This window comes from Acidovorax sp. SDU_ACID1, from assembly GCF_045291395.1.
Taxonomy (GTDB): domain Bacteria; phylum Pseudomonadota; class Gammaproteobacteria; order Burkholderiales; family Burkholderiaceae_C; genus MR-S7.
The window spans coordinates 4,134,781-4,148,265 of record NZ_CP152342.1; the positions used below are offsets into that span (position 1 = coordinate 4,134,781).

Below are 13,485 nucleotides of genomic sequence, written 5' to 3' on the forward strand. Positions count from 1 at the left end.
TTCCTTACTTCTTGGCCTTCTTGTCGGCGGGGTGACCCTTGAAGGTGCGCGTCAGGGCGAATTCGCCCAGCTTGTGGCCCACCATCTGGTCGGTAACGTAGACCGGCACGTGCTGCTTGCCGTTGTGCACGGCAATGGTCAGGCCGATGAAATCGGGCAGAACCATGGAGCGACGCGACCAGGTCTTGACGGGCTTCTTGTCCTTGGTGGCGATGGCCTTCTCGACCTTGGCCAGCAAGTGATGGTCAACAAACGGACCCTTTTTGAGAGAGCGAGTCATTTGCTACCCCTTACTTCTTGCGGCGCGACACGATCATGGTCTGTGTGCGCTTGTTGTTACGGGTACGGTAGCCCTTCGTCAGGTTGCCCCATGGGTCAACCGCATGACGGCCTTCACCGGTACGGCCCTCGCCACCACCGTGCGGGTGGTCGATCGGGTTCATGGCAACGCCACGCACCGTCGGGCGGATACCCATCCAGCGCTTCACGCCGGCCTTGCCGAGCTGGCGCAGGCTGTGTTCTTCGTTGGCGACTTCGCCGATCGTGGCGCGGCACTCGATGTGGATCTTGCGCACTTCGCCCGAACGCATACGCACCTGGGCGTAGATGCCTTCGCGGGCCAGCAGCGTGGCGGACGTACCGGCCGAGCGGGCGATCTGGGCACCGGCACCGGGCTTGAGCTCGATGCAGTGGATGGTCGAACCCACCGGGATGTTGCGGATCGGCAGCGTGTTGCCCACGCGGATCGGGGCTTCGGAGCCGCTCACGATGGTCGCGCCCACTTCCAGGTTGCGCGGAGCGATGATGTAGCGGCGCTCGCCGTCGGCATAGCACACCAGGGCGATGTGGGCCGTGCGGTTCGGGTCGTACTCGATGCGCTCCACCTTGGCGGGGATGGCGTCCTTGTTGCGACGGAAGTCCACCACGCGGTAGTGGTGCTTGTGGCCACCGCCCTTGTGGCGGGTGGTGATGTGGCCGTTGTTGTTACGGCCAGCCTTCTGGTGCTGGGGTTCCAGCAGAGCAGCGAACGCCTCACCCTTGTACAGGTGGTTGCGCGTCACCTTCACCGTGCCACGCTGGCCCGGGGTGGTGGGTTTCAACTTGATAACGGCCATGGTTTACGCAGCCTCCCCGGACAGGTTCAGCTCTTGACCTTCCTTCAGCAGCACGTAGGCCTTGCGCACGTTATCGCGGCGGCCGACGGTCTTGCCAAAGCGCTTGGTCTTGCCTTTGGTGTTCACCACAGAAACGCCCTTCACTTCCACCTTGAACATCAGTTCCACGGCGGCCTTGATCTCGGGCTTCGTAGCGTTCTGCAGCACCTTGAACGTCACGGCGTTGGACTTCTCGGCAACCATGGTGGCCTTCTCGGACACGATGGGAGCAACCAACACCTGCATCAGACGACCTTCGTCAAACTTGAGTGTGCTCATGCGAACATCTCCTTGAGTTTGTCGATCGCGCCCTTGGTGACGAGCACTTTCTTGTAGTGCACCAGCGACACGGGGTCTGCATAACGCGGTTCGGTCACGAACACGTTCTTCAGGTTGCGCGAGGCGAGGTACAGGTTTTCATCGACCTCATCGGCGATCACCATCACCGATTGCAGGTTCATGGCCTTGAACTTGTCGGCCAGCACCTTGGTCTTGGGGCTTTCCAGCTTCAGCGAATCCACCACGGCCAAGCGGCCTTCGCGGGCCAGCTGCGACAGGATGGACGCCATGCCGGCGCGGTACATCTTCTTGTTGATCTTCTGCGAGAAGTTTTCTTCCGGCAGGTTCGGGAAGATGCGGCCGCCCCCACGCCACAGCGGCGAGGAGGTCATACCGGCACGTGCGTTGCCGGTGCCCTTCTGCTTGAAGGGCTTCTTGGTCGAGTGCTTGACCTGCTCGCGGTCCTTCTGGGCGCGCGTGCCCTGGCGGGCGTTGGCCTGGTAGGCGACGACGATCTGGTGGATCAGGTCTTCGTTGTACTGGCGGTCGAACACGGTCTCGGGCACGTCCACCTTGGACGCGGCCTGGCCTTGCTCATTCAGGAGTTCGAGCTGCATTAGTTCGCTCCCTTCGGTGCGGTGGCCTTGACGGCGGGACGCACGGTCACGAAGCCACCCTTGGAGCCCGGAACAGCGCCCTTGATCAAGAGCAGTTGGCGTGCTTCGTCGATGCGAACCACGTCGAGGTTTTGCGTCGTGACGGTGGCATCACCGAGGTGACCCGTCATCTTCTTGCCCGGAAAAATGCGACCGGGATCCTGGGCCATACCGATGGAGCCAGGAACGTTGTGCGAACGGCTGTTGCCGTGCGAGGCGCGCTGCGAGGAGAAGTTGTGGCGCTTGATCGTGCCGGCGTAGCCCTTGCCGATCGAAGTGCCCTGCACGTCCACCTTCTGGCCCACGCTGAACACGTCGGCCACGGCAACGGCGGTGCCCGCGGCGTACTTGCCGGCGGTCTCTTCGGTCACGCGGAATTCACGGACGATCTCACCGGCTTCGACACCCGCCTTGGCGAGGTGGCCGGCTTCGGGCTTGGTCACGCGCGATGCCTTGCGCGCGCCGAACGTGACCTGCAGGGCCACGTAGCCATCGTTCTCTTGGGTTTTCACCTGGGTCACGCGGTTGTTGGACACGTCCACCACCGTGACAGGCACTGCGTCCCCGTCATCGGTGAAGAGGCGCATCATGCCCACCTTGCGGCCCAGCAACCCGAGGGAGTTGCTCAGACTCATTGTTTTCTCCAGAGCTTTCGCCGCACCGACTTCAATTGGCCGATACGTTTGCACCCGAGTGCCCTGCACCCGAAGTGCGCGAAAGAAGGTTGATAAAACTCCGCGCCCGCGCGCCCGAAAGCCGGACGCAAAAACGCGAAGCCGCAAAGTATAACGCGGACTGCCTTTTCAGGCAAGTCCGCGTCATGAGGGGTGCGGCGCCAGAGCCGCACCGGGGGAAGCGCAGGATTACTGCAGCTTGATTTCGACGTCCACGCCGGCCGGCAGGTCCAGCTTCATCAAGGCGTCCACCGTCTTGTCCGTGGGATCGACGATGTCCATCAGGCGCTGGTGCGTGCGGATCTCGAACTGGTCGCGGCTGGTCTTGTTGACGTGCGGCGAGCGCAGGATGTCGAAGCGCTTCATGCGCGTCGGCAGGGGCACGGGGCCCTTGACGATGGCGCCGGTGCGCTTGGCGGTGTCGACGATCTCGGCGGCGGACTGGTCGATCAGCTTGTAGTCGAAAGCCTTCAGGCGGATACGGATCTTTTGCTTGGACATTGGGTATTCCTTACTGGTTTTCGGGATTACGCAATGATCTTAGCCACGACGCCGGCGCCGACCGTGCGGCCGCCTTCACGGATGGCGAAGCGCAGGCCTTCTTCCATGGCGATGGGGTTGATCAGCTTGACGGTGATCGACACGTTGTCGCCGGGCATCACCATTTCCTTGTCCGCGGGCAGCTCGATGGAGCCGGTCACGTCGGTGGTGCGGAAGTAGAACTGGGGACGGTAGTTGTTGAAGAAGGGGGTGTGGCGCCCGCCCTCGTCCTTGGACAGAACGTACACCTCGGCGGTGAAGTGCGTGTGCGGCTTGATGGAGCCGGGCTTGCACAGCACCTGGCCGCGCTCGACGTCTTCGCGCTTGGTGCCGCGCAGCAGCAGGCCCACGTTGTCGCCGGCCTGGCCCTGGTCGAGCAGCTTGCGGAACATTTCCACGCCGGTGACGGTGGTCTTTTGCGTGTCGCGGATGCCGACGATTTCGATTTCTTCGCCGACCTTGATGATGCCGCGCTCGACACGGCCCGTGACCACGGTGCCGCGGCCGGAGATGGAGAACACGTCTTCCACGGGCATCAGGAAGGCGCCGTCGACGGCGCGCTCAGGCGTGGGGATGTAGGTGTCCAGGGCTTCGGCCAGGCGCAGGATGGCGGGTTCGCCCTTGTCGGACTGGTCGCCTTCGAGGGCCAGCTTGGCGGAGCCGCGGATGATGGGGGTGTCGTCGCCGGGGAAGTCGTACTTGTCCAGCAGTTCGCGCACTTCCATTTCGACGAGTTCGAGCAGCTCTTCGTCATCGACCATGTCGCACTTGTTCAGGAACACGATGATGTAGGGCACGCCCACCTGGCGGGCCAGCAGGATGTGCTCGCGCGTCTGGGGCATCGGGCCATCGGCGGCCGAGCACACCAGGATGGCGCCGTCCATCTGGGCGGCACCGGTGATCATGTTCTTGACGTAGTCGGCGTGGCCGGGGCAGTCCACGTGGGCGTAGTGGCGCGAGGCGGTCTCGTACTCGACGTGCGAGGTGTTGATGGTGATGCCGCGGGCCTTTTCTTCGGGGGCGTTGTCGATCTGGTCGTAGCCCTTGGCTTCGCCGCCGAACTTCTTGGCCAGCACCGTGGCGATGGCTGCCGTCAGCGTTGTCTTGCCATGGTCCACGTGACCGATCGTGCCCACGTTCACGTGGGGCTTGGTACGTTCGAACTTACCTTTTGCCATTTCTGATCTCCAAAAGAGCAATGCCTGTGTTGGGGTTTAACGTCTGCACCCGGTTGCTGGTTCGGCCCGCACAGCGCGACAGGCCGGCACCGGATCGCAGATTGCAAGAAACTTGCTATCTTTAAGTGAGCTGCCAGCGCTTACTGGATAAGCGCCAGCAGCCGATTTCGCACTTACTTGGCGCGCGCGGCAATGATGGCCTCGGCCACGTTGCGCGGAGCTTCGGAATAGTGCTTGAACTCCATCGTGTACGTGGCACGGCCCTGCGTCATCGAGCGCAGCTGCGTGGCGTAGCCGAACATCTCGGACAGCGGGACTTCGGCCTTGATGGCCTTGCCGCCGCCGACCATGTCGTCCATGCCCTGCACCATGCCGCGGCGGCTGGAGAGGTCGCCCATCACGGTACCGGCATAGTCCTCGGGCGTCTCGACTTCCACGGCCATCATGGGCTCGAGGATGACGGGGCCGGCCTTCTTGGCGGCTTCCTTGAAGCCGAAGATGGCAGCCATCTTGAACGCCTGCTCGGACGAGTCCACGTCGTGGTACGAACCGAAGGTCAGCGCGACCTTGACGTCCACCACAGGGTAGCCGGCCAGCACGCCGCTGGTGAGCGCTTCTTCCACGCCCTTCTGCACGGCGGGGATGTACTCGCGCGGCACCACGCCGCCCTTGATCTCGTCGAGGAACTCGAAGCCCTTGCCCGGCTCGTTGGGTTCCAGGCGGAACACCACGTGGCCGTACTGGCCCTTACCGCCGGACTGGCGCACGAACTTGCCGTCCACGTCCTTGACCGTGTTGCGGATGGTTTCGCGGTAGGCCACCTGGGGCTTGCCCACGTTGGCTTCCACGCCGAACTCGCGCTTCATGCGGTCGACGATGATTTCCAGGTGCAGCTCACCCATGCCGGCGATGATGGTCTGGCCGGACTCTTCGTCGGAGCGCACGCGGAACGACGGGTCCTCGGACGCCAGGCGCGACAGGGCGATGCCCATCTTCTCCTGGTCAGACTTGGACTTGGGCTCCACGGCCTGCGCGATCACGGGCTCGGGGAACACCATGCGCTCCAGGGTCACGACGGCATCGGGATCGCACAGGGTTTCGCCCGTGGTCACATCCTTCAGGCCCACGCAGGCGGCGATGTCGCCGGCGCGGATCTCGTCGATTTCCACGCGCTCGTTGGCCATCATCTGCACGATACGGCCGATGCGCTCCTTCTTGCCCTTGACGGCGTTGTAGACGGTGTCGCCCTTGGAGAGCACACCGGAGTACACGCGCACGAACGTGAGCTGGCCCACGAACGGGTCGGTCATCAGCTTGAAGGCCAGCGCGGAGAACTTCTCGGCGTCGTCGGCCTTGCGCGACGTGGGCTGCTCGTCCTCGTCGGTACCGCCCACGGGCGGGATGTCCACGGGCGAGGGCAGGTAGTCGATCACGGCGTCGAGCATGCGCTGCACACCCTTGTTCTTGAACGCGGTGCCGCACAGCATGGGCTGGATTTCGGTCGCGATGGTGCGCGTGCGCAGGCCGAGCTTGACTTCGGCCTCGGAGAGGTCGCCCTCTTCGAGGTACTTGTTCATCAGCTCTTCGCTGGCTTCAGCGGCGGCCTCGACCATGTTCTCGCGCCACTTCTGGGCATCGGCAGCCAGCTCGGCCGGGATGTCCTGGTACTCGAACTTCATGCCCTGGGAAGCTTCGTCCCAGATGATGGCCTTCATCTTCACGAGGTCGATCACGCCCTTGAAGTTGTCTTCCGCGCCGATCGGGATCACCACGGGCACGGGGTTGGCCTTCAGGCGCAGCTTCATCTGGTCGTAGACCTTGAAGAAGTTGGCGCCGGTGCGGTCCATCTTGTTGACGAACGCGAGGCGGGGCACCTTGTACTTGTTGGCCTGGCGCCAGACGGTTTCGGACTGGGGCTGCACGCCGCCCACGGCGCAGTACACCATGCAGGCGCCGTCCAGCACGCGCATGGAACGCTCCACCTCGATGGTGAAGTCCACGTGGCCGGGGGTGTCGATGATGTTGAAGCGGTGCTCGGGGTAGGACATGTCCATGCCCTTCCAGAAGCAGGTCACTGCCGCGGAAGTGATGGTGATGCCGCGCTCCTGCTCCTGCTCCATCCAGTCGGTGGTGGCGGCGCCGTCGTGCACTTCGCCCAGTTTGTGGGTCACACCCGTGTAGAACAGGATGCGTTCCGTGGTCGTGGTCTTGCCAGCGTCGATGTGGGCCGAGATACCGATGTTGCGGTAGCGCTCGATGGGAGTTTTGCGAGCCATGATGGGTACTTTCGTTAACGGCTGAGAGCCCGTCCGCCGAAAAGGGCGGATCGGGCTCCCTGCCAGTGCGATAGGTGGGGGCGGAACTTAGAAGCGGAAGTGGCTGAATGCCTTGTTGGCTTCGGCCATGCGGTGCACTTCGTCACGGCGCTTCATCGCGCCGCCACGGCCTTCGGTGGCTTCCATCAGTTCGTTGGCCAAGCGCTGCGCCATGGACTTCTCGCCGCGCTTGCGGGCGGCTTCCTTGATCCAGCGCATCGACAGGGCCAGGCGGCGCACGGGACGCACTTCTACGGGCACCTGGTAGTTGGCGCCGCCCACGCGGCGGGACTTCACTTCGACCATCGGCTTCACGTTGTTGATGGCCGTGACGAACACTTCCAGAGCATCCTTCTCGGGCTGCTTCTTGGAGATCAGTTCCAGCGCACCATAGATGATGCGCTCTGCAACCGCCTTCTTGCCGCCTTCCATGATCACGTTCATGAATTTGGACAGCTCTACGTTGCCGAACTTGGGATCCGGCAGGATTTCACGTTTGGGGACTTCGCGACGACGTGGCATTTTTCACCTCTATCTTTGCTTCAGTTGGCGTCTTTTCAGACACCGCGAGAGTCAAACCATGGACTCCCACTTACTCGACCCGCGCAGAACACCTGCGTTTGGGGTCACTACGCTGCATCACCGCGCCACGCGGGAGACAGCACCGAAAATTCCTTGCGAAAGCGCAGGGCTTACTTGGCCTTGGGCTTCTTGGCGCCGTACTTGGAACGGGCCTGCTTGCGGTCCTTGACGCCTTGCAGGTCAAGCGAACCACGCACGATGTGGTAGCGCACACCGGGCAAGTCCTTCACACGGCCGCCGCGCACCAGCACCACGCTGTGCTCTTGCAGGTTGTGGCCTTCGCCGCCGATGTACGAGATCACCTCGAAGCCGTTGGTCAGGCGCACCTTGGCGACCTTACGCAGAGCGGAGTTCGGCTTCTTGGGCGTCGTGGTGTACACACGGGTGCACACGCCACGGCGCTGCGGGCAGTTTTCCATTGCAGGGCTTTTGGATTTGACAACTTCGACCGTGCGGCCCTGGCGCACGAGTTGGTTGATGGTTGGCATGAATACGTCCCTAAACGTGAATTAAGCGAAAACGTGAGTCCCTTCGGAAATTCCGAAAAGCCTTCTAGTGTACTGGTTTGCGGATAACAAGGCAATCCACCCGCGCTACAGGCGAATCTGGCGCTAGAACGCGTAGGACGCCCAGGCGCCCTGCCCTGCCTTCATCCGGTAGCCGCCCGCCGCGTTGCGCACCACGACCACGTCTTCGTTCTCCGAGACGAAGGGCGTCGTGCCCACGCTGCCCAGGCGCGCCGACAGCGGGCGGGCACGGGCGCCGTAGGGGCTGTCGGCGACCAGATCGGCCAGCAGGCTGTTCAGGTCGAAGTAGCTGGTCGGCCGGTCCACCACGAGCGGGCCGCCGCCCTGCCGCCCCGGCAGGCCGATGAGCTTGACCGCCGCCGGCACCAGCGTGACGCGCGGCCCGGGAATTTCGCGCATGCCGGCAAACTGCATCTTGTCGCCCCGCAGCGACGCGCCGTGCTCCGGCACCATCACCAGCACCACGGGCCGGCCGCTGCTTTCGAGCTGGCCGATGAAGCGGTCGAAATCGTTCAGCAGCTTATGCAACCGGGGCTTGTACGAGGCCAGGCTGCTGCGCGTGTCCGAGCCGGAGACGCGGTTGCCGTCGTGGAGCGAGACGGTGTTGTAGTACAGCGCGGCGGGCTGGCCGCCCTGGCCCTGCCGCTGGCGCCACCACGCCGAGAGGGCGGCGAGGTCGTCGTAGATGGGCGAGCCGTCGAAGCTGCGCATGTGCACCGGCGCGCCGCGGCTGACCTGCACCTTGCCGCGCAGCCCGCCGCGGTATTCGAGGAGCTTGGAGAAGTCGTCGAACTCGCCGTCGTGGTTGAGCAGGGCACCGGTCTTGAAACCGGCCTGCTCCAGGACCGGGAAGAGCTGGCATTCGCGCGGCGCGCCGCGGTACAGCTGCCCGTGCCGCACCTGCCCGCAGGCGCCGTACAGCAGCCGCAGCACGGCGGGGCCGCTGTAGCTGGCAGCGCTGTTGAAATCGGAGAACAGCAGGTCGAAGCGGGCGAACAGCGGGTGATTGCGTTCCCCCACCACGTCCAGGTCGTCCCATGCCAGCGAGCACACGTGCAGGACGACGAGGTCGAACGCCGGCGTGCCGCCCGCAGGCAGATGCAGCTTGCGCCGCGACTCGTCCTGGTAGAACGCCTGCAGCCGGGCTTGCGGGTCCGCGGGAGCAGCGGCGCTGTGCACCGCGCTGGCGGCAGCCGGCCCGGCACCCAGCTCCGCCACGGCCGGCACGCTCAGGATGCCCAGGAATGCGACGACGGTGAAGGGCACCCAGCGCGCCAGCAGCCCATAGGCCGCCACGCCCGCCACCAGGGCCAACGCCACCCACGGGTTCACGGCGCGCGCCGCCAGCTCCCACAGGTATTCGGCGCTGAAGCCGCCGAGCCCGGCCAGCAGGCGCTCGGGCCCGGGCAGGAAGGAGTCGTGGTAGAGCAGCCCCAGGGCCACGGGCCAGGCCAGCCAGCGCCGCGCGCGGCGGGCCCAAGGCCAGCGCAGCGGCCACGCCAGGGCGGCCGCGAACAGCAGGTTGCCGATCCAGCCGAAACCTATGGAGCCCGCGTGGTACAGGCCCGCCTTGGCCAGGAAATACAGGCTCCAGGCGCCCATCCCCGCGCCCGTGGATTCAGGACGCCGGGCGGCCGGCGCCGGGGTGTGCCGAGGGCGCCGCGCCGGCGGCCTGGGCGGGGCCTTCGGGGAACTGTCGGCCCGGGGCTGCGGCGCCGGGGGCCTGGACCAGCCCGGCGCCGGGGGAGCCTGCGGGTCCTGCGCGTCCATGGACCCTTACTTGATCCAGAGGCGGATGGCGTCCCATGCGCGGCCGAAGATGCCGGCCTCGCCCACGTCTTCCAGCGCCACCAGCGGCACCTCGGTCACGGGCTGGCCTTCCAGCGACACCTTCAGCGTGCCGATGGACTGGCACTTGGTGAAGGGCGCGATCAGCGGGTCCTTGCGCACGACCTCGGTAGCGATCTTGCCGGCGCTGCCCGAGGGCACGGTGATGACGATGGCCTCGGGCCGGCCGATCTTCAGCGTGTTCTGCGTGCCCTTCCACACGGCCGGCGTGGCGGCCGGCTGGCCGGCGTCGAAAAGCTTGACGGCGTCGAACGCGGTGTAGCCCCAGTTCAGCAGCTTCTGGCTCTCGTTGGCGCGGGCGTTCTCGCTGGCCGCGCCGAGCACGATGGACAGCAGGCGCCGCTGGCCCACCTGCGGGAAGTCGCGCTTGGACGTGGCCACCAGGCAGTAGCCCGCAGCAGCCGTGTGGCCGGTCTTGAGGCCGTCCACCGTCGGGTCGCGCAGCAGCAACGTATTGCGGTTGTTGCTGTTGGATGCCGGCGTGCCCTCGTAGCGGTACTGCTTGGTGGCGTAGTAGTGCATGTACTCGGGGAAGTCGCGCATCAGCCGGGTGGCCAGCGTGGCCAGGTCGCGCGCCGTGGTGGTGTGGCCGGGCTCGGTCAGGCCTTCGGGGTTCTTGTAGGCGGTGCCGTTCATGCCCAGGGCCTTGGCCTGCTCGTTCATCAGGCGCACGAAGTTGTCGACCGTGCCGCCCACGCCCTCGGCCAGGGCCACGGTGGCGTCGTTGCCGGACTGCACGATCATGCCCTTGAGCAGGTCGTCCACCGGCACCTGCATCTTGGGGTCGATGAACATGCGCGAGCCGGGCATCTTCCAGGCACGCTCGGAGACGGGCAGCTTCTGCTCCAGCGTGATCTTCTTGGCGCGCAGCGCGTCGAAGACGAGGTAGCCGGTCATGAGCTTGGTGAGCGAGGCCTGCTCCACCGGCGCGTCGATGTCCTTGGCGGCGAGCACCTGGCCGGCCGTCACGTCCACCAGCAGGTAGTTGCGCGCGGCGATCTCCGGCGGCTGGGGTGCTTGCGCCCACAGGGCGGCGGGCGCCAGCAGGGCGGCACAGGCAAGGGTTCGCAACGAGGACAGGAAAGACTTCATGGTGGAGGAAACGCGGAAAACAGGAGGAAAAGAATGGAGGCGGGGGCTCATTGCAGGTGGCGCACGACCAGGCCCTTGAGCAGCGGCAATTGTCCGTGAAAGAAATGGCCGCCCCCGGGCACGACGGTAACCGGCAGTGACTGCGGGCGCGCCCAGTCCATCACGGAGGCCAGGGGCACGGTGTCGTCGGCCTCGCCGTGCACGACCAGCGTGCGCAGGTGGGCGTCGGGCGGCACGGGCGCCACGGCGAAGCGGCTGGCGGCCGTGCCCACGAGCACGGCGCGGTCCACCTCGCGCTCGCCCCACAGGCGCGCCAGCGCATGGCTGGTGACGAAGGCGCCGAAGGAAAAGCCCGCCAGGGCGATCGGCCCCGTTTCGGCAGCCTGCCGCACGACGGCCAGCAGGTCGTCCAGCTCGCCCCGCCCCTCGTCGTGCGTGCCGGCGGTGCCGCCCACGCCGCGGAAGTTGAAGCGCACGGCGGTGAAGCCGCACTGCACGAAGGCACGCGCCAGCGTCTGCACCACCTTGTTGTCCATGGTGCCGCCGAACAGCGGATGCGGGTGCGCAATCACCGCCACGCCCCGCGCAGGCACGCCCTCGGCAGGCGCATCGCGCAGGGCTTCGATGGGGCCCACGGGGCCGGCAAGGGTCAGGCGTTCGGTCTGTGCGTTCACGTCAGGCTACCAATTCAATAGCTGCTGGCGCTTGGCTGACAAGCGCTGGAGGCCAAAAACACTATGAATGCGGATCAGCGGCCAAGTTCCGGCGGCGTGCGCAAGCGCTCCACCACCTGGCCGTTCTTGAGGTGCGACTCCACGATCTCGTCGATGTCGGCCTCGTCCACGTAGGTGTACCAGGTCCCCTCGGGATAGACCACGGCGATGGGCCCGCCCGCGCAGCGGTCCAGGCACCCGGCCTTGTTCACGCGCACCTTGCCGGGGCCGGCCAGGCCCTGCTTCTTGACGAGCGACTTGCAGCGCTCGAACGCCTGCTGCGCGCCGTGGTGGGCGCAGCAGTTCTCGCCGTTGGTGCGCTCGTTGAGACAAAAGAAGATGTGGCGCTGGTAGTACGGGGTGTCGCTCATGGGCCGATTCTAGGATTCCGCCTCGCGCCGCGACACCCGCAGCACCACATAGACGAGCGCCGCATAGGGCCAGATCCAGCCCAGCCACTGCCCCAGGCCGTAGAAGCGGATGAACCGTCCCTGTTCCCAGGCCTGCAACGTCTGCGCGAAATAGGCGCTGGTGGGCGCCTGGTTCAGCAGGTTCAGGTGCAGCATCAGCGCCAGCAGCAGCAGCGCCGCGCAGGCACGGCGGGGCACCGCCGCCAGCGCCAGCGCGGCGGCCACGCCGGCGATGACGCCCGCGCGCGCGGGCAGCGTCTGCCATTCCCAGGCGTGGGTGGGCCCGTAGGTCAGGGCCGCCGAAAGCGCCGTCACCGCCACACCCGCCAGGGCCACGCACAGGGCGAACACCACGCGCCGGCCCACATGGCGCATCACGCAGTAGCCCAGCAGGCAGGGAATCAGCAGCCCCAGCGCCACGGCCAGCAGCTCGCCGCCCTGCGACAACGGCTCCAGCGCCTCGTCGCGCAACGGCAGCCATTCGAGGAAGGGCGTGTCGTCCAGCAGGTCGAAAAGCGCCGTCTCCAGCCGCTCCCAGACCTGCCCCAGCCCGAAGGGCAGCGCCGCCGGGAACAGCAGCGCCCAGGGCCACAGCGCCAGCAGCACCAGCGCGCCGCGCGCATCCGGCACGAACCACTGCGCGCGGAAACGGCTCCAGCGCGCGATGGCGCCCAGGCGCTCCAGCAGCGCCGCCGCCAGCGCGCCCAGCAGCGCGCCCGCGGCGTTGAGCGCCAGGTCCATGTTGGAGGGCACGCGCCGGGGCAGGTAGATCTGCAGGTATTCCATCGCCAGCGACAGCAGCGCGCCCGCCAGCGCCGCCACCGGCACCGCCGCGCGCGGCCAGCCCGTGCGCAAGCCAGCCAGCGCCAGCAGGAAGCCCAGCGGCGCGTAGCCCGCCACGTTGAGGTTCACGTCGAACCACGTCCAGTACGGCGGCGGGATGCGCGCCGTGAAGAACACCCAGGGCGAGATGCCCTGTTCGCGCCAGCCCTCGAACGGGAACAGGCTGGCGAAGACGATCAGCGCGCCATAGATCAGCGCCAGGGGCCAGGCCGACGTCTTGTGCATGCCCCGGCTAGAACGGCTTGACCACCACGAGGATCACCGCCGCGACCAGCAGCAGCACGGGGACTTCGTTGAACACGCGGAACCAGCGGTGGCTGTGCTGGTCGGTGTTGGCCACCAGCTTGCGCAGCAGCACGGCGCAGGCATGGTGGTAGCCCACCGCCAGCACCACCACGGCCAGCTTGGCGTGCAGCCAGCCATTGCCCGGCCCGCGCCCGATGCCGTAGCCCAGCCACAGCCACAGGCCCAGGCCCAGGGCCGGCACCGCCAGCATCGTCGTGAAGCGCAGCAGCTTGCGCGCCATCAGCACCAGGCGCTCACGCTCGGCCACCGATCCGGGCGTCACCATGGCCAGGTTGACGAAGATGCGCGGCAGGTAGAACAGGCCGGCGAACCAGCTGGCGATGAAGACGATGTGGAAGGCTTTGACCCAGAGCATGGAGGCGGTGGAG

At 66.1% G+C, this 13,485-nt stretch carries 16 protein-coding genes; all 16 read right to left on the minus strand.

Translation table 11 applies throughout. The annotated features are described in order from the left end of the window. Positions 1-4: 4 nt before the first annotated feature. The 16 genes from rpsS to AAG689_RS20380 all read right to left on the minus strand — a co-directional run bounded on the left by rpsS (position 5) and on the right by AAG689_RS20380 (position 13,472). On the minus strand, positions 5-280 hold the full coding sequence (gene rpsS, locus AAG689_RS20305; RefSeq protein ID WP_024001800.1) for a 30S ribosomal protein S19: 276 nt from the start codon (positions 278-280) through the stop codon (positions 5-7). Between the two features lie 10 nt (positions 281-290). Beyond that, on the minus strand, positions 291-1,115 hold the full coding sequence (rplB, locus tag AAG689_RS20310; protein ID WP_020229466.1) for a 50S ribosomal protein L2: 825 nt from the start codon (positions 1,113-1,115) through the stop codon (positions 291-293). 3 nt (positions 1,116-1,118) lie between these two features. Continuing rightward, positions 1,119-1,433, minus strand: a complete 315-nt coding sequence (gene rplW, locus AAG689_RS20315; RefSeq protein ID WP_406623500.1) for a 50S ribosomal protein L23 — start codon at positions 1,431-1,433, stop codon at positions 1,119-1,121. Further along, positions 1,430-2,050, minus strand: coding sequence for a 50S ribosomal protein L4 (gene rplD, locus AAG689_RS20320; protein WP_020229464.1), 621 nt, complete (start codon positions 2,048-2,050; stop codon positions 1,430-1,432). Before rplD ends, rplW begins: the two co-directional genes overlap by 4 nt. Next, a complete protein-coding gene (gene rplC, locus AAG689_RS20325; protein WP_406623501.1) occupies positions 2,050-2,724 on the minus strand; it encodes a 50S ribosomal protein L3 in 675 nt (224 codons plus the stop codon). Before rplC ends, rplD begins: the two co-directional genes overlap by 1 nt. 228 nt (positions 2,725-2,952) lie before the next feature. Next, positions 2,953-3,264 carry a 30S ribosomal protein S10 gene (gene rpsJ / locus AAG689_RS20330; protein WP_003059431.1) on the minus strand — a complete coding sequence of 104 codons (312 nt, stop codon included), beginning with the start codon at positions 3,262-3,264 and terminating at the stop codon, positions 2,953-2,955. Positions 3,265-3,290: 26 nt separating this feature from the next. Then, positions 3,291-4,481 carry an elongation factor Tu gene (gene tuf, locus AAG689_RS20335; RefSeq protein WP_020229922.1) on the minus strand — a complete coding sequence of 397 codons (1,191 nt, stop codon included), beginning with the start codon at positions 4,479-4,481 and terminating at the stop codon, positions 3,291-3,293. 173 nt (positions 4,482-4,654) lie between these two features. Further along, a complete protein-coding gene (gene fusA, locus AAG689_RS20340; protein WP_020227176.1) occupies positions 4,655-6,757 on the minus strand; it encodes an elongation factor G in 2,103 nt (700 codons plus the stop codon). 87 nt (positions 6,758-6,844) lie between these two features. Next, a complete protein-coding gene (gene rpsG, locus AAG689_RS20345) occupies positions 6,845-7,318 on the minus strand; it encodes a 30S ribosomal protein S7 (RefSeq protein ID WP_020227177.1) in 474 nt (157 codons plus the stop codon). A gap of 170 nt (positions 7,319-7,488) precedes the next feature. After that, complete coding sequence (gene rpsL / locus AAG689_RS20350) at positions 7,489-7,866, minus strand: 30S ribosomal protein S12 (protein ID WP_003059441.1); 378 nt, start codon at positions 7,864-7,866, stop codon at positions 7,489-7,491. 123 nt (positions 7,867-7,989) lie between these two features. Next, positions 7,990-9,507, minus strand: coding sequence for a cellulose biosynthesis protein BcsG (gene bcsG / locus AAG689_RS20355; protein WP_406623502.1), 1,518 nt, complete (start codon positions 9,505-9,507; stop codon positions 7,990-7,992). A gap of 174 nt (positions 9,508-9,681) precedes the next feature. Beyond that, positions 9,682-10,845: a D-alanyl-D-alanine carboxypeptidase family protein gene (locus AAG689_RS20360; protein WP_406623503.1), complete on the minus strand. Its 1,164-nt coding sequence runs from the start codon at positions 10,843-10,845 to the stop codon at positions 9,682-9,684. A gap of 47 nt (positions 10,846-10,892) precedes the next feature. After that, positions 10,893-11,519, minus strand: coding sequence for an alpha/beta hydrolase (locus AAG689_RS20365; RefSeq protein WP_406623504.1), 627 nt, complete (start codon positions 11,517-11,519; stop codon positions 10,893-10,895). Between the two features lie 74 nt (positions 11,520-11,593). Continuing rightward, positions 11,594-11,929: a ferredoxin gene (locus AAG689_RS20370; RefSeq protein WP_020227181.1), complete on the minus strand. Its 336-nt coding sequence runs from the start codon at positions 11,927-11,929 to the stop codon at positions 11,594-11,596. Between the two features lie 9 nt (positions 11,930-11,938). Continuing rightward, positions 11,939-13,036, minus strand: coding sequence for a VanZ family protein (locus tag AAG689_RS20375; RefSeq protein ID WP_406623505.1), 1,098 nt, complete (start codon positions 13,034-13,036; stop codon positions 11,939-11,941). A gap of 7 nt (positions 13,037-13,043) precedes the next feature. Then, positions 13,044-13,472, minus strand: coding sequence for a CopD family protein (locus tag AAG689_RS20380; RefSeq protein WP_020227183.1), 429 nt, complete (start codon positions 13,470-13,472; stop codon positions 13,044-13,046). Positions 13,473-13,485 lie beyond the last annotated feature (13 nt).